Source organism: Clostridia bacterium (genome assembly GCA_017620395.1).
In the GTDB taxonomy this organism is placed as follows: Bacteria; Bacillota; Clostridia; order Oscillospirales; family RGIG8002; genus RGIG8002.
The window spans coordinates 1-19,033 of sequence record JAFZQJ010000016.1; the positions used below are offsets into that span (position 1 = coordinate 1).

At 56.2% G+C, this 19,033-nt stretch carries 16 protein-coding genes and 1 riboswitch; of the genes, 10 read left to right on the plus strand and 6 right to left on the minus strand.

Annotated features, from left to right (window positions below; all coding sequences use genetic code 11):
* The 3 genes from J5441_02980 to J5441_02990 form a co-directional block, all read right to left on the minus strand.
* Positions 1 to 828: methionine adenosyltransferase (locus J5441_02980; protein MBO4934118.1), on the minus strand; the 828-nt coding region annotated here is incomplete at its 3' end.
* Positions 829 to 921: 93 nt separating this feature from the next.
* A complete protein-coding gene (locus J5441_02985) occupies positions 922 to 1,407 on the minus strand; it encodes a small multi-drug export protein (GenBank protein ID MBO4934119.1) in 486 nt (161 codons plus the stop codon).
* A gap of 16 nt (positions 1,408 to 1,423) precedes the next feature.
* Complete coding sequence (locus tag J5441_02990; protein MBO4934120.1) at positions 1,424 to 1,978, minus strand: ECF transporter S component; 555 nt, start codon at positions 1,976 to 1,978, stop codon at positions 1,424 to 1,426.
* A gap of 62 nt (positions 1,979 to 2,040) precedes the next feature.
* Positions 2,041 to 2,182, minus strand: a riboswitch (FMN riboswitch).
* Positions 2,183 to 2,392: 210 nt separating this feature from the next.
* Here J5441_02990 and yajC point away from each other — a divergent pair.
* From yajC to J5441_03040, 10 genes are all read left to right on the plus strand, one after another.
* Positions 2,393 to 2,752: a preprotein translocase subunit YajC gene (gene yajC / locus J5441_02995; GenBank protein ID MBO4934121.1), complete on the plus strand. Its 360-nt coding sequence runs from the start codon at positions 2,393 to 2,395 to the stop codon at positions 2,750 to 2,752.
* 61 nt (positions 2,753 to 2,813) lie between these two features.
* On the plus strand, positions 2,814 to 3,206 hold the full coding sequence (locus J5441_03000; GenBank protein ID MBO4934122.1) for a TIGR04086 family membrane protein: 393 nt from the start codon (positions 2,814 to 2,816) through the stop codon (positions 3,204 to 3,206).
* Positions 3,207 to 3,234: 28 nt separating this feature from the next.
* Positions 3,235 to 3,378, plus strand: coding sequence for a six-cysteine ranthipeptide SCIFF (scfA, locus tag J5441_03005; protein ID MBO4934123.1), 144 nt, complete (start codon positions 3,235 to 3,237; stop codon positions 3,376 to 3,378).
* A gap of 123 nt (positions 3,379 to 3,501) precedes the next feature.
* A complete protein-coding gene (scfB, locus tag J5441_03010) occupies positions 3,502 to 4,872 on the plus strand; it encodes a thioether cross-link-forming SCIFF peptide maturase (protein ID MBO4934124.1) in 1,371 nt (456 codons plus the stop codon).
* Between the two features lie 13 nt (positions 4,873 to 4,885).
* Complete coding sequence (gene proC, locus J5441_03015; protein MBO4934125.1) at positions 4,886 to 5,683, plus strand: pyrroline-5-carboxylate reductase; 798 nt, start codon at positions 4,886 to 4,888, stop codon at positions 5,681 to 5,683.
* A 53-nt stretch (positions 5,684 to 5,736) separates the two neighbouring features.
* Complete coding sequence (locus J5441_03020) at positions 5,737 to 6,378, plus strand: hypothetical protein (protein MBO4934126.1); 642 nt, start codon at positions 5,737 to 5,739, stop codon at positions 6,376 to 6,378.
* 22 nt (positions 6,379 to 6,400) lie between these two features.
* The gene (locus tag J5441_03025; GenBank protein ID MBO4934127.1) at positions 6,401 to 7,228 is read left to right on the plus strand and encodes a DUF624 domain-containing protein; all 828 of its coding nucleotides are present in this window, start codon (positions 6,401 to 6,403) and stop codon (positions 7,226 to 7,228) included.
* A gap of 134 nt (positions 7,229 to 7,362) precedes the next feature.
* Positions 7,363 to 9,471, plus strand: coding sequence for a dockerin type I repeat-containing protein (locus tag J5441_03030; GenBank protein ID MBO4934128.1), 2,109 nt, complete (start codon positions 7,363 to 7,365; stop codon positions 9,469 to 9,471).
* A 135-nt stretch (positions 9,472 to 9,606) separates the two neighbouring features.
* Positions 9,607 to 13,689 carry a GH92 family glycosyl hydrolase gene (locus J5441_03035; protein ID MBO4934129.1) on the plus strand — a complete coding sequence of 1,361 codons (4,083 nt, stop codon included), beginning with the start codon at positions 9,607 to 9,609 and terminating at the stop codon, positions 13,687 to 13,689.
* A complete protein-coding gene (locus J5441_03040; GenBank protein ID MBO4934130.1) occupies positions 13,686 to 14,396 on the plus strand; it encodes a tRNA threonylcarbamoyladenosine dehydratase in 711 nt (236 codons plus the stop codon). The genes J5441_03035 and J5441_03040 overlap by 4 nt, the downstream gene beginning before the upstream one ends.
* A gap of 58 nt (positions 14,397 to 14,454) precedes the next feature.
* On the opposite strand, the gene J5441_03045 is transcribed toward J5441_03040, so the two are convergent.
* Genes J5441_03045 through J5441_03055 form a run of 3 tightly spaced genes read right to left on the minus strand, consistent with a single transcriptional unit; the run spans position 14,455 to position 18,940 of the window.
* Positions 14,455 to 16,905 carry a family 78 glycoside hydrolase catalytic domain gene (locus J5441_03045; protein ID MBO4934131.1) on the minus strand — a complete coding sequence of 817 codons (2,451 nt, stop codon included), beginning with the start codon at positions 16,903 to 16,905 and terminating at the stop codon, positions 14,455 to 14,457.
* Between the two features lie 51 nt (positions 16,906 to 16,956).
* The gene (locus J5441_03050; protein ID MBO4934132.1) at positions 16,957 to 17,763 is read right to left on the minus strand and encodes an SDR family oxidoreductase; all 807 of its coding nucleotides are present in this window, start codon (positions 17,761 to 17,763) and stop codon (positions 16,957 to 16,959) included.
* Positions 17,756 to 18,940 (minus strand): aminotransferase class I/II-fold pyridoxal phosphate-dependent enzyme, encoded by a 1,185-nt coding sequence (locus J5441_03055; GenBank protein MBO4934133.1) that lies wholly within the window; start codon positions 18,938 to 18,940, stop codon positions 17,756 to 17,758. The genes J5441_03050 and J5441_03055 overlap by 8 nt, the downstream gene beginning before the upstream one ends.
* Positions 18,941 to 19,033 lie beyond the last annotated feature (93 nt).

Here is a 19,033-nt window from a genome sequence, read left to right on the forward strand (position 1 = left end):
CTTAGACGGATCCTTGCCGGAGAAAGCACCGCCGCCGTGACGGGAATATCCGCCGTAGGTGTCAACGATGATCTTTCTGCCGGTCAGACCGGAGTCGCCGACGGGTCCGCCGACCACGAAGCGGCCGGTGGGATTGATCAGGATGCGGGTCTTCTCGTCGATCAGTCCGGCGGGAATGGTCGGATAGATGACGTTTTCGATGATTCCCTTACGGAGCGTTTCGAGCGAAACGTCGGCTTTGTGCTGCGAGGAAACGACGACGGTGTCGATGCGCTGCGGCTTGCCGTCGACGTATTCGACCGTGACCTGAGTCTTTCCGTCAGGGAAGAGATAGGGCAGAGTGCCGTTCTTTCTGACGGCGGTAAGACGCTTGGCGAGCTTGTGAGCGAGGGAAATGGCGAGCGGCATAAGCTCGGGCGTTTCGTCGCAGGCGAAGCCGAACATAATGCCCTGGTCGCCGGCGCCGCCGCCGATGCTTTCGCTGTCGGCCTTGTCCTCGAGCGACTTGTCGACGCCCATGGCGATGTCGGGAGACTGCTCGTCTATGGAAGTGACGACCGCGCAGGTGTCGGCGTCGAAGCCGCACTCGCTCGTGTAGCCGATGTCGCGGAGCGCCTTTCTGACTATGCCGGGAATGTCGGCGTAAGAAGTTGTGGTGATCTCGCCCATAACGCTGACGATGCCGGTGGTCGCGGTGGTCTCGCAGGCAACGCGCGCGTTGGGGTCGTTGGCGATTATCGCGTCGAGGACGGAATCGGAGATACGGTCGCAGACCTTATCGGGATGCCCCTCGGTAACGGATTCGCTGGTGAAAAGATATCTGCTCATACTTTTTTCCTCCTGTATGTTAAAATCTAAATATGTTGTGGTTTCCATCTGAATATATTACAACATGTTGCGTTCAATGTCAAGTGAAATTGCTTAAAATATACCGGCTATTCCGTAAGAAATGCATGTGACGGCGACGCCGGCTACGAGAACGCCGAGAATAACGGCGAGAAACGCCTTTTTGAAGCGTATCCCGAGAAAGTTCGCGACGAGCGAACCGGTCCACGCGCCGGTTCCCGGCAGCGGGATAGCGACGAAAACCGCGAGTCCGAGGAACGACAGGTTTTCGCGCTTTTCCGACTTGACCTCGGCTCTGCGTTCCGCCCACAGCGCCATCTTGCGCGTGATCTTAAAACGCTTCAGCCAGCCGATGATCTTGTGGATGAAAAGCAGTATGAACGGCGCGGGTATCAGATTCCCGATAACAGCGATGCCGAAGGACTGCCAGAAGGGCAGACCCAATACGCACCCGAGAGGTATAGCTCCGCGCAGCTCGATGATCGGTATCATCGAGCAGAAGAAGACCGCGAGCTGCGGCGGGAACGTTTCGGTAAAAAATGTTTTAATCGCGTCGATCAAGTTTTCACCTCAATTATCACTCGGTTACTCCCGTTTTGTTCAGAATGAGCATAACGGGCTTGAAAAGCAGGCCGGTAACTGCGGCGTTGATGCCGAATTTGACGAGATTGAACGGGATTATCGGGAAGGGCAGCAGGGTAATCACTATCGAACGCGCCATTCCGGTGTAAATAGGCGTGAATATTATGTTCATCGGCACCATTACGGCGGTTGCGATAAGGACGGCGGCTCCGAGACCGACGATCGCGGAAACGAGCGTGCGGCGCTTTCTGTAGATTATTCCGCAGACGAAAGCCGCGGTCCCGGTAGCGACTATGTGCATGATGATACCGAGGTTGAAGCCGCTTATCACAAGCCCCTGCACCAGCGATACTACGACCGTAAGCACGATCGACCAGAGCGGCGATATCGCGAGAGAGCAGATGAAAATCATTATATCCGCGGGATCGTATTCGAGATACGGCGCCGACGGGAATATCGGTATGTGCACAAGATACACGAGTACGATCGAAATCGCCGCGAACATCGCCAGTACGGCGACGGTTTTCAGATCAATGCGCTGCTTTTTCATTTTTTGTTCCTCCACATAAAGAAATGCCCGCGTAAACCGGGGCATGACTAATAACGGAGAAAACAAATCTTTTCTCATCCGGACTTCAGACCGCTTCCGGTCAACACCGTCGGTCACGGAATTTCACCGTGTCGGCTCCGGACGCGCCGGAGTTAGCGGACTTTCACCGCCGGTGGGGAATCTCACCCCGCCCCAAAGATTTACAATGACAGTATATTACTTCATCGGGAAAATGTCAAGAGAAATCATTTAACAAACATCCCGCGTGATTTTTTTACGAAAATATCAAAATACGCTTGCAAAATGGTCACGTTGCAGATATAATATAACCGATATGGTATTTAATGCCTAATTCCGTATTTGGAGGTACCGATGAAAAAAGTATTTGCTTTGATTCTTGCGCTCGGAATGCTTATGCTCGGGCTTACCGGCTGCTATCCGATCGGCCAGCAGCAACAGCAGGCCCCTCAGGGCTCGCAGGCTCAGCAGGCGGCGCCGAACTGGACCAGCTATCTGACGCTGCTTATCCCCGTGGTCTTCATCATTCTCATGTGGCTGTTCCTCATCAGGCCGCAGAGAAAGAAGGAGAAAAAAGCGAAAGAAATGCTCAAGACTCTGACCGTCGGCGATGAAGTCGTTACCATCAGCGGCGTCGTCGGCAGGATCGTTCAGGTCAAGGACGACGGCTTCGTCATCGAGTCCGGCGTTGACCGCACGAAGTTCAGAGTCAAGAGATGGGCCGTTCAGGAAAAGGTAGTCCACGAGAGCAACTGATAACGCAGTTTCCGTCATAATCCGTCCGCGTCCGGAATAATATGTTCCGGAGGTGTACCGTATGGACGGAAATAATACGCGGCTGTTTTCCGCGGCCGGATTGAAGATAACGCTGAAGGGCGTTTTGGCGGGACTCGCCGTTAGCGTCCTGCTGATGCTGATTTTCGCCGGAGTGATACTCTGGCTTTCGCTTCCGATCGTCTGGGCGACCGTGCTCGCGTACGCGGCGACGGCGCTCGGAGCGTTCGCCGGCGGTTTCGTCAGCGGAACCCTTGCCGGAAGCAAGGGGATCAAATTCGGCGCCGTGACCGGCGCGGTAACGTTCGCGGTCGCTTTTCTTGCCGGTATCATCGCCGGCAAAACAGTTCCCGGCGTCGGTTCGATTGCCGTAAGCGCCGGACTGTCCGTCGGTTTCGCCGCCCTGGGCGGGATCGTCGGAGTCAATCGCAGATAAGATTATAAAAATAAAGGAGCAGATCAAAATGAAACACATCAAGACAATCGCAGAAGGCACTCTCAAAAAGAACCGCGATACCCGCGGCTGCGGCGAATGCCAGACTTCCTGCCAGTCCGCCTGCAAGACTTCCTGCACGGTCGGCAACCAGAAGTGCGAGAACAAGAAATAAGAGCGCGAGAGGGCATCGCCGCGATCGGCGGTGCCCGTTTCGGTTTTTTCATCAAAACGATTCATACGGGGCGGACGCACTGAAAAGGCGCTGTCCGCCCGTATTTCCTTATGGGTGATAACTTTGGTACATACTTTCAGACAAAACGGATTGAATATCGCGCTCGACGTGGAGAGCGGAGCGGTGCATCTGCCGGACAACGTTTCCTACGCCGTGCTTTCAGCGTATCCGGACAAGCTGCCGACGGCGGATGAAGCCGCGGAAAAGCTCGGAGCCTCCTTCGGCGAAACTGCCGTGCGTGAAGCGGTCGCGGAGCTTACGGAGCTCGCCGCCGACGATATGCTTTACACCGCGGCGGAGGAGATCCCCGCGCCGGTGTATTCCTCGCTCATGCCGATAAAGGCTATGTGCCTGCACGTCGCGCACGATTGCAACCTGCGCTGCGGCTACTGCTTCGCCTCGCAGGGCGACTACCACGGCGCGCGCGGCATAATGCCGCCCGAAACCGGAAAAAAAGCGATAGACTTCATAACCGCCGCCTCGAAGGGCAGAAAGAATATCGAGATCGACTTCTTCGGCGGCGAACCCACAATGGCGATGAAAACCGTCAGAGAGACCGTCGCTTACGCCAGAAGCATCGAAAAAGAGCAGGGAAAGAACTTCCGCTTCACGCTTACGACGAACGGGCTGCTTCTCAACGACGAGAACATAGACTTCATAAACGCCGAGATGAGCAACGTTGTGCTGTCGCTTGACGGCAGAAGAATTGTCAACGACAGAATGCGCAAATGCGTTGACGGTTCCGGCTCCTACGATATCATAGTTCCGAAGTTCAAAAAGCTCCTCGAAAAGCGCGGAAAAGACAAGAGTTACTACCTGCGCGGAACGTTCACTCGTGAAAACCTCGATTTCGCCGCGGATTTCGAACACATCTACGGTCTCGGCTTCGACGAGATATCCATCGAACCGGTAACCGCGCCCGCGGACAAAAGCTACGCGCTCCGCGACGAAGATCTGCCGCGCATCGCCGAGGAGTATGAGAAACTGACGAACGTCATCCTCAAGCTCCGCGCCGAAGGCAAAAAGGTCAACTTCTTCCACTTTATGGTCGACCTCGACGGCGGACCCTGCGCGGTCAAGCGTCTCAAGGGGTGCGGCGCGGGCAACGAATACGCCGCTGTCGCTCCCGACGAAAGCATCTATCCCTGCCACCAGTTCGTCGGTATGGACGAGTATAAGATCGGCTCTCTCGACGAGGGTATCGTCCGCGACGATATCCGCGGGGTATTCGCCCGGTCGAGCATTATGTCGAAGCCGAAGTGCGCGGACTGCTTTGCGAAATACAACTGCAGCGGCGGATGCGCCGCCGGCAATATTTTCTACGGCGGCGGCATCGACTCGCCGAACGAACAGGCCTGCTTCATGCAGAAAAAGCGCCTCGAATGCGCTCTGCTGCTGAAGGCGGCGGAGGCGGGCGCGCCCGTCGAGTTCTGATCAGGAGGTCTCTATGAAAAACATCGGCTTTATCGGATGCGGAAATATGGCTTCCGCCATGATCGGCGGAATACTGAAAACGGGTTACGATCCCGTGAAAATCAACGTGTTTGATATCGACGCCGCTAAGGCGGACGCTTTCGGCAAACGCGGCGTCAGCGTCCGCGCCGACGAAACGGACGTCGCGAGGAACAGCGACTTCGTCGTCCTCGCCGTCAAGCCGCAGGTGATGAAGCCTCTGCTCGAAAAGCTCGGCGCCAGCAACGAAAACGCCGTCTACGTTTCCATCGCCGCCGGCGTTAGCGTCGCGAGCGTGAAACGGTTCCTCGGTTACGACGCGAAGGTCGTCCGCGTTATGCCGAACACCTCGCTGCTTATGGGACTTGGCGCGACCGCGGTTTCGCATTCCGCGCCTGTCAGCGGCGAAGAATTCGAATTCGTAAAAACGCTTTTCGCGTCCTCCGGCATCGTCGAGGAGGTCGGCGAGGATATGATGAACTCCGTCATCAGCGTCAACGGCAGCAGTCCGGCTTACGTCTACTACCTGGCGAAAGCCGTCGCGGACGGCGCGGAAAAGCAGGGGATAGACCGCGCTACCGCACTCCGTCTGTTCGCTAAAGTGCTGGAGGGCAGCGCGAAGATGCTGACCGATTCCGGCATTACTCCCGAAGAGCTCATCGACCGCGTCTGCTCCAAGGGCGGCACGACCATCGAGGCCGTCAACGTCCTCGACGCGCGCGGCGTTCACGACGCCGTGATCGAGGGAATGGAGGCCTGCACGCGCCGGGCGGAAGAGCTCGATCTGAAATAACTGTCATATGACTGCCCGTCCCGTCATACTTTTTACAAAAGGTGGGACGAGCAATGAAAAGGAAATTACCTCAGATAATCTTCACGCCCCGAGTGGCGAAGCGGAAAAACGCGAAAGACAAGCCGTTTGCGCGATACCTGACAAACGGATACTTTCTGTTTCTCGCGGGGATAATCCTCGGCTGCGTCGTCAGCGGCTTCGCGAAGCTGCCCGACTTTCTCGGCGGCGGAACGCGTCTCGCGGCGATACTTTCGGGCGCGGAGCCGTTTGACTTCGGCGAGTACTTTTTCGACAGCTTCGCGCTGTGTATGACCACAGTCGCGATAGTCTTCACCCTCGGCTTCACAGCCGCGGCAGCGCCCGTGATATACGCCGTTCCGGCGTTCCGCGGCATCGGCTTCGGCGTGATGATGACGGGGATATACTCCGCCTTCGACCTGAAGGGCGCGCTCATCTGCATCGTCGCGGTAGCGCCATACGCCGCGATAACCGTCGTTTCGCTCTGCGTGCTTTCCATGGACGCCGTGCTTATATCCGGTTCGCTGACGCGGTTCCTTTTCGCTGGCGACGTTTCCGGCGTGAATACTCCGCGCCTGCGCGGATACTTCGTTAAACTTGTATTATCCTCGGCCGCTGCCGCTCTCGGCGCGCTCGTTCACTGTCTCGGAGTGAAGCTGCTCCTGCCGGTGATGTGAGGATTCTTGAAAGGAAGTCAAAATGGGACTTATAAGCAAATACTACGACCAGACGCGCGAGGGGAGAGGCGTATCGAAGGACGACCGCCGCGATAAAGGACTGTTCAACTTCTTCGACGTCTACACGACGAATTTCTGGAAGCTTACGCTGCTCGGACTGATGTGGCTCCTTTTTTCGATACCGGTCGTCACTATGCCTGCGGCGACCTGCGCTTTCGTCTACGTCATTCGCAATATGGTACGCAAAAAGGGCGTATTCCTCTGGAGCGACTTCGTCGAAATATTCACGAAGTATTTCTGGAAGTCTCTTCCGCTCGGAATAGCCGACCTTGTCGTATACGCGCTTTCGTTCATCGCGCTGCGGTGGTACGGAATAATGGGCGGTCTGATAATTTACGAAGGCGTATTCGCGCAGCCGAGTTTCTTTTATCTCCTCGGCTTCGGAGTTGTCTTCGCCTTCGCGGCGACCTATACGATGATGCGTATGTATACCTATATGCAGCTCGTTTCGTTCGATTTCGGATACGTCAAGATATTCAAGAACGCTTTTTTCCTTGCGTGTCTCGGATTTTTCAGAAACCTGATGGTCGTGCTGGTGCGTCTGTTGATACTTGTGATACTCTACTATATCGCCACGATAGGCAGCAGTGTCGGCATTGGAATAGTCATCGTCATAACGCCGCTTATAGTCGTCGGCTTCCGTGGATATCTTATAAACTACAACTCTTTCGCGGTAATCTACAAATACATTGTCGGTCCCTACGAAGAGGAGCAGGCGCAGCTCGCGAAGGAATCCGGAGAAGCGGAGGACGAGCCGATTTTCTCCGATACGGGCAGCAATAAAAAGTAAACATCGACGGAGCCGTAAAAAACGCGGCTCCGTTTTTTATAAAAATGTTGCTTTTACGCGGGAATTGTTGTATAATGGTCTCCGTGAAAATATTCACACGATTCGTCGTAATAATCACGAAGGAAGGCAGCAATATGAAAAAGATCATTTCAATCCTGCTCACGCTTTGCCTGATGCTTCCGTTCGCTGCGGTCCTGCCCGCGAGCGCGGCGTCGTTCGTCGGGACCTTTTTCCCGAACGGCATAGCGAAGCCCGAGCGTCCTATCGCCGATTTCACGTGGCATAACGATATGGACAATCTCGACGACTGGTGGATGTGCGATTTCTACCTCTATCAGGTAACGCCGGAATCCGTCAATAATTTCCTTATGGAGGATCTTATTATTGAGAGCAACGGCGGTAATTTATCCGACGAATACGGTCTGTATTGGTGGAATTCGAGCGTGCAGGTCGATATGCGCGTCGATAACGGTCAGTGGATGTCCGCCGGTGAAGACGGCGCGTGGGATCTGCCGGAAACGTATTCGAGAGTGACGCTCGGAACAAGCATCGGCTATTCTTCAAGCAATCTCTTCTGGTTCGCCAATACCGATTTCGATCTTTATGATTTCCTGCAGCCCGGTATGGTAGTCGGCGGAACGCTCAGTGATGATAACGAATATATCGAAAGAGCGTACTTCGATTTCGATAATCACTCCATCTCCTTCCGCACGCGCTATGCCATAAACTACTTTGAAGCTAAAGACGAAGCCGAACCGCAGGTGATACTCAGTCCGTGGTCCGACGTTACGACCGTCGGCAAAAACGGCAACAACGTCGTTCCCGAGCTCCCGGACGAGCTCGAAGCGCCGGTCATCTCCGACCTGCGCGAAGGCCCCGAGGAGGAATACAGCGTTAAATTCTTCTTCGACAATGTGCTTCCGGAAAGCACCTATCCGACCGAGATAGCCTCTTATATCGGCGGCTACGGTGATCTCGGCGGCTTTGAGGTACAGATACGCATCAACGGCGGCGAATGGTTCGAAGCCGACGTCGTTAACGGTGGATGGTATACCGCCGGCGTCCGCGAGGTGTGGTTCTCCAAGGACGACGTACCGTATAACCCCGGCGATAAGATCGAGCTGCGTGCCAAGATTTCCGGCAACTCGTATTATGAAGAAGGCAGTCCGTGGTCGAATATAATCTCCATTGCGGGAAGCCACGTCAAACCGTATATATCGCTTTACGGCAACGGCTGGGCGAAAAACGGCGACGACATCAACTGGACCTGGGAATCCAACGCTGTTCCGGAATCTCTCTCGCTTGAAGTCAGCGAGACCGGCGAGGAGGGCAGTTGGACTACTCTGAAATCCATCGGTCCCGACGCGGAATTTACCGTTGATTACAAGTCCGAGTATAAAGACAGCGGCAGATACTTCCGCGTCAAGGGCGTATTCGAGGGCGACGAGGTCGTTTACAGCCAGGCTTACTGGACGGAATGGAGCAACTATCCGTACTTCACCGTTTATCCGCATGGTGCGACCGTTCCGAGCGGTCAGAGCTATACGGTGACATGGGACGTCGACCGCCAACACGTTTCCGCCTGGCTCGAAGAATACGACACGGATGCGGAGGATTGGAGAACGGTTCGTGAAGACCTCCCGAAGAGCTTCACTCTCAACGGTAAGTACAATCAGGTCGGCGAATATCGCGTCTGGGTGTCTTTCGACGGCTATGAACCGATATACGAATATTTCGCCGTCAACTGGAGCGGCTTCTATTTCGTCGAGCAGCCGCAGGGCATGAGCGTCCGCATCGGCTACAGCGCCGGCACGTCCTGGCAGACGTCTCACACGCCCGAGAAGATCGAGGTCATGGCTCAGGGCGACAACGGCGAATGGGACGTTGACCAGGGACTGACCGCGCTCGTCGTCGACGACGACTCAATCACCGTTCCCAACGACGGCTGGGACGGTTCGCTTCACCTGAAGATAGTCGCGTGGTATGAAGGCAACGATTACACCAGCGACGATTTCTATATTGAATGGTACTACATGAAGGGCGACTTTGACGACGATAAGGTGATTTCCGTCGCGGACGCGCTCCGTGCGCTCCGCGTCGCCGCGAAGCTCGCTGAATGCACCAACTCCGATCTAAAGATAGGCGATATCGATCTTGATCAGCAGATCACCGTTGCTGATGCGCTGAAGATCCTCCGCGTCGCCGCGAAGCTTGCCGATTACGGTTCCCTGATAACAGTTTAACTGCCCGTATCTATCGGATACAGCCGGCGGGATTTCCGCCGGCTGTATTTTTTTACCCGCGCTTGACTTTGTCCGTTGCATAAAGTATAATTTTATTATCATATTTTGACTCGAGTATCTGAAAGAGGTGTGTTTATGAGAGTTGTCGGAAGGGCGCTTGCATTACTGCTTGTTTTTTCTGTCGCGGGCGGTCTGTTCGCGTATGCGCCCGCGCTGATACCTTCTATCGTTGCAACCGCAGAGGAGATAGATGATTACACCGCTTTTTACACTTCCTTCGATATGGGCGGAGTGAACGGCGAGAACTATTTCGGCGTTCCCATGCGCGGATACTATGATGAAGAGAGGGCGGAGAACGTCCGCACGACAACAGCGAACAACTGGATGATGTCAATGGTCGAAAGTGTTGAAGCGAATACTCCTTCTCCCGCTTCTCGCGTACCCGAGAATCTAACCGACGGAGACGCCTTGACCAGCTATATGACTAACACCGATTTTCCGGTCGTTATCCGATACAAAATGCGCGAGCCCGCAAAAGCGGTCGTGTATTCCGTAACCTCGACGAACAATTACAACACCAACGCGCCGATGGACTGGACGGTTGAGGGATCGTTCGACGGGGAGAACTGGACCGTTATGCATACCTTCGAAGGTCAGACGTTTACAAAGCGTTCGCAGACTAAAAAGTTTTCGGTTGAGAACGACGAGTACTACGGCTACTACCGCATGGTCATTACGAAAAAGGCCGGCGGCGAGACCTCGGGCACGGTGCAGTTCTCCGACTTTACGCTGCGCGAAAACGCCGGCGCGAATAATCTTTCGACCGGCGCGCTGCTCGCGGAAGTTGTGGAAGGCGGGCCCGCGGGATCCTTTATCGGCGTCAATAACGAGCCGTGGAACGGCGCTCACTGTATGCGCGTTACCGGCACCCATTACGGCACCGGCAGGGGCTATTCAAACGCTTATATCTTCGATCACCTTATGATCCCCGTGACCGCAAACACGTATTTCAGCTATAATGTCTTCCCCGATTTTGAGGATATTCCCGACGCGAAGCCGGAGGATAACTACGACTACGAATACACGAGCCATTACGTCGCACTCGATATACGCTTCACTGACGGAACCTATCTCAGCGACCTCGGAGCCGTCGATCAGAACCGTCACGGCATTTCCGCGCGCGCTCAGGGCGAGACGAAGGCGCTTTATACGCGCAACTGGAATATGATCGAGACCCGCGTCGGCGATTGGGCGGCGGGTAAGACGATAGACAAGATAGTCGTCGTTTACGACAAACCGTCCAACGAAGGCGAAAAGAGCCCAATAGCGTATTTCGACGATATAAAGATATGCGACCGCGCTCCTCTGAAGTGCGACAGCCTCGTCGACTACACCGATCCGCGCCGCGGGAGCAACGACGGCGCCGCCCAGACGAACCGCGGTCTGACCTATCCTGCGGTATGCGTTCCGCACGCGTTCAATCTGTGGACTCCATCGACGAACGACGGCCACAGACAGCTTTACAGATACCACCCGTCAAATCAGATCCAGCATTTCATGATAACGCATCAGGCGAGTTTCCATTTGTTTGACTACGCCGCGTTTATGTTTATGCCGAATACCGGTGTGAACGATCCGTCGAAGGGCGGGATCAACTGCGCTTCGAGAAAATGCGATTTTGACCGCAATGACGAGATCTGCCACGCGAATTACTACTCGGTGGTACTTGCCGAAGGCAGCCCCGCGAGCGGAGTCCGCGTCGAGATCGCGCCGACGGATCACGCGGGCATAGTGCGCTTTACCTATCCCGAAAACGCCGCGAACGTAAACGTCATTCTTGATTCCGTATGCTCGTATACTGGCCTGCTGAATATGAAGGCCGAATGGTCGCTGACGTTTTCGGAAGACGGAAAGAGCTTCAGCGCTTATATTGATTACGGTTCTCCGATACAGGATACGTATTATCCGAGAATGTATCTCTACGGATGTTTCGATCAGCTCCCGGATGACAGTGTCGTTACTGATATGGCGGGGCGCGATATCGGAGTCGCCGTGTTTGAGAAGGGAACGACCGAAGTCGTCATGCGCCTTGCGACGTCGTATATCAGCGTCGCGCAGGCGGAGAAGAACCTGCGCCTCGAAATCGCCGATGCCGATACGCTCGAGGACGTGAAAGACCGCGGCGCGGCGCTTTGGAACGAGCTGCTCGGCGTTATTGAAGCCGAGGGTATGAACGAGGAAGAAACCGTCGCTCTATATTCCAATCTGTACCGCCTTAACGTGTTCCCGACGAACATGAGCGAGAACACGGGTACCGCCGACGATCCGCATATCGCGCACGTAGACCTTTATCACAGCACCGCCGATACCCCGGTTGTTAAAGACGGCGAGCTTTACACAACAAACGGCTTCTGGGATACCTACCGCACTGCGTGGGCGGCTTACGCGCTGCTGACGCCGGAGCTCGACGGAGACCTGCTCGACGGCCTCGTCGCGCACTATTACGACGCCGGATGGGTAGGCCGCTGGCTCAACCCCGGCGCTGTTAACGCGATGGCGGGAACGAGCTCGGACGTCATCTTCGGCGACGCCGCGGCGAAGGGTATCGAGTTCGACAGGGAAGGCGCGTTCCTTTCAGCCGTACGCAATGCTTCGACGCCGTCTTCCGGCAACTTCGGGCGCCCGAACGTGTCGCTGAATCCGTTTGCCGGCGTGGATAACTACGGCAACCTCTGCTGGCATCTCGAAAGCGCGGTAAACGACTACGGCATCGCTCAGCTCGCCAAGTCGCTCGGGCTCGACGCTGAATACGAATACTACCTCGACCGCGCCAAAGACTATAAAAACGACTTTTGCGAAGATCTCGATTTCTTCGTCAAGTACCGCTACGGTGCGTTTTCGTATAACACGGATACCTACAATCCCTACGACTGGTCGCAGGGATATATCGAAACCAACGGCTGGGGCACGGCCTTCTCCGTCACGCAGGACGGCAACGGACTTGCCCGGCTTTACGGCGGCAAGGACGGGCTTGCGTCTAAGCTTGAAGAGTTGCTGAACGCCTCCAACAGGTGGGAGCCCGGCTCTCTCGACTGGCAGCACGAGATGTACGAAGCCCGCGAGGTGCGTATGGGGCAGTATCAGCACAGCAACCAGCCGTCTCACCACATACTCTATATGTTCAACTACGCCGACCGGCCGTACAGAACGCAGGCGCTTACGCGCGAAGCGCTCGGCCGCCTTTTCGTCGGCAACCGCTTCGGTCAGGGCTATATAGGCGACGAGGACAACGGCGAAATGTCCGCGTGGTATATCCTATCCGCGCTCGGCTTCTATCCGCTGAATATGGGCTCCGGCGAGTACGCGATAACCTCGCCGCTGTATAAAAAATACACGCTGCATCTGCCTACCGGCGACCTCGTCGTCACCGCGGAAAACAACAGCGCCGAGAACGTATACGTTCAGTCGATGAAGATCGACGGCGTTCCGTATTACGACTGTTTCATCACCCATGAGGAGCTGCTGAAAGCGAAGGAAATAACCTTCGTTATGGGAAGCGAGCCGTCTGAATGGGGAGTCGGCAGCGATTTCGCTTCCGCAACGGGCAGACGCGAAAAACTGAACACCGCCGAGGATTACTCCAAAGAAGCGACCAAGAGCTATACGTCCGTCACTTCCGGAGCGAATCTCTTCGTCGATAATTCGTCGAGCGTCGCGACCGTAAGCGGCAGCGGCGTTGTGAACTTTACGTTCGCGGAGCCGAAGAAAGTAGAGATGATAACGGTCGCTTCCGGCAGGACGCAGAATATGGCCGTCGATATTAAGCTTTACGGCTCCGAAACCAGCTCGGATGGCAGCTACGTCGAGCTTATCAACGAGCACGGTGTGAATTATCAGTGGACGCAGTACGTTCGCCCGTTCAAGGTCGCAGAACCCGCGGAATATAAGTATTACCGCCTTGAACTGTCCGGAAACGGCTCGTTCCAGATCGGCGAGGTCGAACTGCTCGGCGGTTTCCGCGAGTATGATGAAATAATCGAAGGCGATATCGACGCTGACGGCGAAGTGACCGTAGCCGACGCGTTGGCGGCGCTTCGTATCGCAATCAGACTCGCGCCGGAGCGCGACGCCGCGGATGTTGCGGATATGGACTCCGACGGCGCGATCACCGTCAGCGACGCGCTGCGCATTCTCAAAAAGGCGGCGAAGATTATATGAACGACTGGCAGGCAAGAACGCGCGCGCTGCTCGGCGGCGCCGCGGTCGAGAAACTGAATAACGCTTCCGTCGCCGTTTTCGGTATCGGCGGCGTCGGTTCGTACGCCGCGGAAGCGCTCGTGCGCGCCGGGGTCGGCAGACTGACCTTTATCGACGGCGATACCGTCGCGGAAACGAACCTAAACCGCCAGCTCGTAGCCGACCGCGAGACGATCGGCAGAAGCAAGGCCGAAGTTATGAAGGAGCGCGCCGAACGCATTTCCGGCGTCGTGAAAGCGGAGGCGGTGACCGCGTTTTACTCCGCCGAAAACGCCGACGGCTTTGAGCTGAATAAATACGATTTCATCCTCGACTGCATCGACACCGTATCGTCGAAAATCGAGCTGATATGCCGTGCGAACGCCGCGGGTGTTCCGATAATCAGCTGCATGGGCGCCGGAAACAAGCTCGATCCGACGCGCTTCGAGGTCGCGGATATCTACAAGACGTCTGTTTGTCCGCTCGCCCGCGTGATGCGTTACGAGCTGAAAAAGCGCGGGATAAAATCGCTGCCCGTCGTCTATTCGAAGGAGGAGCCGAGCGCGCCGCCCCCCGACGCCGAAAAGCGCGAAAGCGGCAGACCCGCTCCCGCGAGCGTTTCGTTCGTGCCGTCCGTCGCCGGACTGATAATGGCGGGCGAGGTCGTCAAGAGAATAACCGGCAAATAAGTATTTTGATAAAGTACAAGCCCTCCCAAAGTGGGAGGGCTTGTACTTTATATAGGGGTTAAGCGGTGAAAGAACGGGATCCGGAATCGATTTCATAACTCCCGCCGCCGAAGACGACGGTTCCGGATACGTTCGGCGGCAGCGTTACGTTGAGCGTTACCGCGCCGTTTTCTTTTTTCCACGACGCAGAAATATCGCCGTAAAGCGTTTCTATCGTCGCGGAGGCAAACTCCATATCGTCGGGAATATACGGCTCGATGCGGACGCGTTTGTACCCGGGCAACTCGGGAGAAATACCTGCGAGGCGCTTATACGCCCACAGCGCGGGCGCGCTGCCGAGGAAGGCGTGGTTCTGCGAACCGCCGCCGTTGAAATGCTCGGGGAAGGTCGTCGCGCCGCAGCTTTCGATGAGATAAAGCCAGCCGCCTTGATTGCGGTTTTTTATCTGCCGGTATGCGGCGTCGCTTCTGCCGTTTTCGGAAAGGGCCTCGAGTATGCACGCTGTTCCCATGAATCCGCAGGTGGAGGTCCGGTTTCTCTCTGCGTCGCTTACGAGGCTTTCGGCGACCGCGGAGCGCAATTCGTCCGGGCAGACGCCGAAACAGAGCGCGTGGGCGTTTGCGCTTTGGCTGCCGTTATCGTAATACGCTTCAGCGCCGCTGGCGACAAGATAACGCATATTGATCGAGGTTCGTATCCTTTGCGCGAGCGCGGAGAAGTATTCCGCGTCGGCGCGCTCGCCGACGGCTTCGGCGAGCTCCGCGAGCAGGTCGGCGCATCTGAAAAAGTAAACGGAAGAAAGGAAGCGCGGACTTGCCGGTTCCGCGGCGATCCAGTCTTTATAGCTCATATAGCTTTCGGCGATTTCATAGTTCTCGTCGCATATCTCTTCGAGCAGAGACACCCACGCCTTCATCATCGGCATGGAACGCCTTACGAGCCGTGCGTCGCCGTACTGCCGGTAGAGAGTATAGGGGATGAACACCGCCGCCGCGGGCCAGTTGACGTCGATACAGTCGTCCGTCGACAGCGGAAGCTCGACGGGTATCCACCCGTTTCCGCGCTGGCAGTCGCGCATGCTTTCGAGCCATTGCGAGTAGAAGACGTGAGCGTCAAAGCTCACGCATTCCGATTCGCAAACGGCGTAAGCGTCGGCGGTCCAGCCGCGGCGTTCGCGTTCGGGACAGTCTGTCGGTATGTTGACGAGGTTGGAAAGGAAGCTTTTCCGCGCCGTTTCGCATATCGCGTTGATCGCGCCGTCGGAGCATTCGAAGCGCGAATCGCCGAGCAGGTCGCTGTGTATCGGGCGCGCGGTTACGGAAACGATTTCCGCGTCGCCGCAAACGCAGACGCAGCGGAAGCCGGTGTACATAAAGCATGGGGCGTATTCCTCGACGCCGTCCGTCGCGAAGGTGTATTTGTTATATGCGCCGCGCCAGTCGGGAAAGACGGGAGCGCCGTCTTCGCCGAGCTTTTCCGCGAAGCGGAGCGTGACGGTTTCGCCCGGCTTGCCTTTCATGCGGACGCTGACAAAACCGGCGAGGTTGGTTCCGAAGTCGACAAGCTTTACGCCGCCGCGCTCCGTTATCGCTGCGGGCGATAACTCTTCGCCGCTTTTGACCGCGCAAAGCTGCGGGCGAAGAAAGAGCGGAGCGAGGTCGATTATCGGGTTCGTCTCGCCCGCGGGCTCCCAGTCGGAATCGTCGAATCCGGCTTCGGCCCAGCCGCGGAACGCCTCGCGCGCGTCGAACTCCTCGAATTTGCCGTGCTGCATGCTCTCGTCGTATCCGAGTCTGTAACCGTCTCCGGTCTTTGATTTCCACTCTGACCGGCGGCAGTCGACGAAGACTTCCGAGCCGTCGTTATACTTGATTTTGATAATTATCGACGCCGTCCGCGCGAGCATAAGGCCGACTGCGTTCGTGCCTTCTTTCAGCAACGGCTTTACGTCGCGGCATACGTACTGCGCGGTAAAGTATTCGCTCGCGCCGGGGAAGAGCGGCAGGTCGCCGATGCGTTCGCCGTTGATAAACGGCACGCAGGAATTGCCCTTGTCGCCGAACGCGCCTATAAAGGCGTAAGCGTAGCGTATATCAGACACGTTGCCGAGCTTAAACTCGCGCCTGAAAAAGTGAACGGAGCCGTAATGCCATATTCTCAGCCAGTCGCCGCGCCATTGGTGGGACTTGAAGAAGCCTGTGACAAAGCTTGATGAAACGGAGGGCGACTGCGCGTCGTTTTCGTCCCACACAGTCACGGTGAAGGAGTATTCGCTCATCGGGCGAAGCGGCCGCTCGGGCCTGATTCCGATACCGAACTGCGCGTCGGAAGCGATCTTGCCGGAATCCCAGACCGCCCCGCCGTCCTCGTCGAATACTTCGACGCGGTATGCGGTCTGGCGCGCTCCTTCGCCGCCCGAAAGCTTCCAGCCGACGACCGGATTCGGATTTCCGACGCCGAGAGCTTCTTTTGTGTATTCACATGTCGTTGATAAGATCATCAGCGGCATTTCGCACCTCGCGTTTATGACAATCGGAGACCTTGCGGTCCCCGATTCCGTTTATTTCTTTTCTTTTTTGATATACATCGAGCCGACTATTGAGTTGACGAGCCCGGTCGGCAGGAGCTTGTTGAGCGCCGCGAAGAGCTTGTATTTTCCGCCCGCGACGGTCAGGGGCTTCGGTCTGCGCTTCTCGGCGAGTTTAACGATGATTTTCGCGACTTTTTCCGGCGGCATGCCGTTTATCTCGTCCTTCTCCATAACCGCCACGGACGCCTTTACCGTGTCTGAATAGAGCGACTTCTCGCCGTCGTCCTTTATCCTCGCGGCCGTGAAGCCGGTGCGGACGTCGCCGGGCATGACCGCGCTGACGCGGACGCCGAAGGGCTTGAGCTCGCTTCTCATCGCGAGAGTGAGCGAGTTAATCGCGGATTTGGATGCGGAGTAGAACGCCTGATAGGGAATTGAGAATATCGCCGCCGCGGAGCTGACGTTGACAATCGCGCCTTTAGATTCGCGCAGCAGGGGAGCGGCGTGCTTCGCGCAGATGAACTGCCCGAAGAAGTTGACGTCAAACTGCCGCTTCGCCGCGGCGGTGTCGGTCAGCTCGGTCGCTCCGGAAATGCCGAATCCGGCGTTGTTGACGAGAACGTCGAGCCGCCCGGCTTCGCTCTTTATGCGTTCGAACGCGGCGATGACGGTGCTTTCGTCGGAAACGTCGGTTTTGATATGCGCTATCCTCTCGTCTTCAGGCGCGGTGCGGCTCAGGCAATAGACCTTGTAACCGCGGCCGGCGAACATCTTGGCGGCGGAAAGTCCGATACCGCCGGAAGCGCCGGTTATTGCAACGACCTTTACGTCAGGCATTCTCTTCAACCACTCTCTTGATGATATCGAGGGCTTCGTCGATTATCTCCTCGTTGTGCGTCGCCATCAGACTCGTGCGAAGCAGGCACTCCGTAGGAGTCGTCGCCGGCGGCAGAACAGGGTTGACGTAAACGCCTTCGTCAAAAAGGATCTTGCCGATGGTAAGCGTGCGTACCTGTTCGTAGGTATAGAAGGGGACGATCGGGACGCGCTTGTTGTCGGCGTCGCGGATAGCGAGTCCGCGCTTCTTCATTCCGTCGCGCAGGTATTCTGCGAGATCGCCCAGGCGCTCGACGCGTTCGGGCTCGCGCTTCATTATCTCAAGCGCCTTTATAGCGGTAGCGCAGGAGGCGGGCGGGATGGAAGCGCTGAAAATGAACGGACGGGAGCTGTGTCTGACGAATTCGCAGACCTCGCTGCTCGCGGCCATATAGCCGCCGAGACTCGCCAGCGATTTGCTGAACGTGCCCATTATGATATCCACCTTGTCGGTGAGTCCGAAATAGCTCGCCGTGCCGCGTCCGCCTTCGCCGACGACTCCGAGTCCGTGGGCGTCGTCGACCATGACGCGCGCCTTATACTTCCCGGCGAGCGCGACTATCTCGGGAAGCTTGCACATATCGCCGCTCATGCTGAAAACGCCGTCGGTGACGATGAGCTTTCCGGCTTCGAGCGGTACCTCGCTCAGTTTCTTCTCGAGGCTTGCCATATCGTTGTGCTTGTAGCGGATCGTTTCGGCGTAGCTGAGCTTGCAGGCGTCGTAAATGCTGGCGTGATTCTCGCGGTCGTTGAATATGTAGTCGCCTTTGCCTGCGATAGCGGAAATAATGCCGAGGTTTGACTGGAAGCCGGTGGAGAAGGTCACACACTCTTCCTTGCCGACGAATTCTGCGAGTTCGCGCTCAAGCTGATTGTGCAGGTCGAGCGTGCCGTTGAGGAAGCGAGAGCCGGAGCAGCCGGAACCGTACTTCTCGAGCGCTTTTACGCCGGCTTCTATGACTTCGGGATGCACCGTGAGACCAAGGTAGTTGTTGGAGCCGAGCATTATGCGCCGTTTGCCCTCCATCATGACCTCGATATCCTGCTTTGATTCAAGTTCGTGGAAATAGGGATAAATACCCATTGCCTTTATGTCTTTAACGAGATGGAAATCTCTGCACTTTTTGAATAGCGGCATAATATTACCTCCATGTATTTATACGCTGATTATACACTTTCGGCAGAATTATGTCAATATAAATCTCATACGATCATCCGTTACGATGCCGGC

Coding starts and splice junctions, on each gene's coding strand:
- J5441_02990 (MBO4934120.1), bottom strand. CDS start 1,978: ATGAAAAAGCAGCGCATTGATCTGAAAACCGTCGCCGTACTGGCGATG.
- yajC (MBO4934121.1), top strand. CDS start 2,393: ATGCTCGGGCTTACCGGCTGCTATCCGATCGGCCAGCAGCAACAGCAG.
- J5441_03000 (MBO4934122.1), top strand. CDS start 2,814: ATGGACGGAAATAATACGCGGCTGTTTTCCGCGGCCGGATTGAAGATA.
- scfA (MBO4934123.1), top strand. CDS start 3,235: ATGAAACACATCAAGACAATCGCAGAAGGCACTCTCAAAAAGAACCGC.
- proC (MBO4934125.1), top strand. CDS start 4,886: ATGAAAAACATCGGCTTTATCGGATGCGGAAATATGGCTTCCGCCATG.
- J5441_03020 (MBO4934126.1), top strand. CDS start 5,737: ATGAAAAGGAAATTACCTCAGATAATCTTCACGCCCCGAGTGGCGAAG.
- J5441_03025 (MBO4934127.1), top strand. CDS start 6,401: ATGGGACTTATAAGCAAATACTACGACCAGACGCGCGAGGGGAGAGGC.
- J5441_03030 (MBO4934128.1), top strand. CDS start 7,363: ATGAAAAAGATCATTTCAATCCTGCTCACGCTTTGCCTGATGCTTCCG.
- J5441_03035 (MBO4934129.1), top strand. CDS start 9,607: ATGAGAGTTGTCGGAAGGGCGCTTGCATTACTGCTTGTTTTTTCTGTC.
- J5441_03040 (MBO4934130.1), top strand. CDS start 13,686: ATGAACGACTGGCAGGCAAGAACGCGCGCGCTGCTCGGCGGCGCCGCG.
- J5441_03045 (MBO4934131.1), bottom strand. CDS start 16,905: ATGCCGCTGATGATCTTATCAACGACATGTGAATACACAAAAGAAGCT.
- J5441_03050 (MBO4934132.1), bottom strand. CDS start 17,763: ATGCCTGACGTAAAGGTCGTTGCAATAACCGGCGCTTCCGGCGGTATC.
- J5441_03055 (MBO4934133.1), bottom strand. CDS start 18,940: ATGCCGCTATTCAAAAAGTGCAGAGATTTCCATCTCGTTAAAGACATA.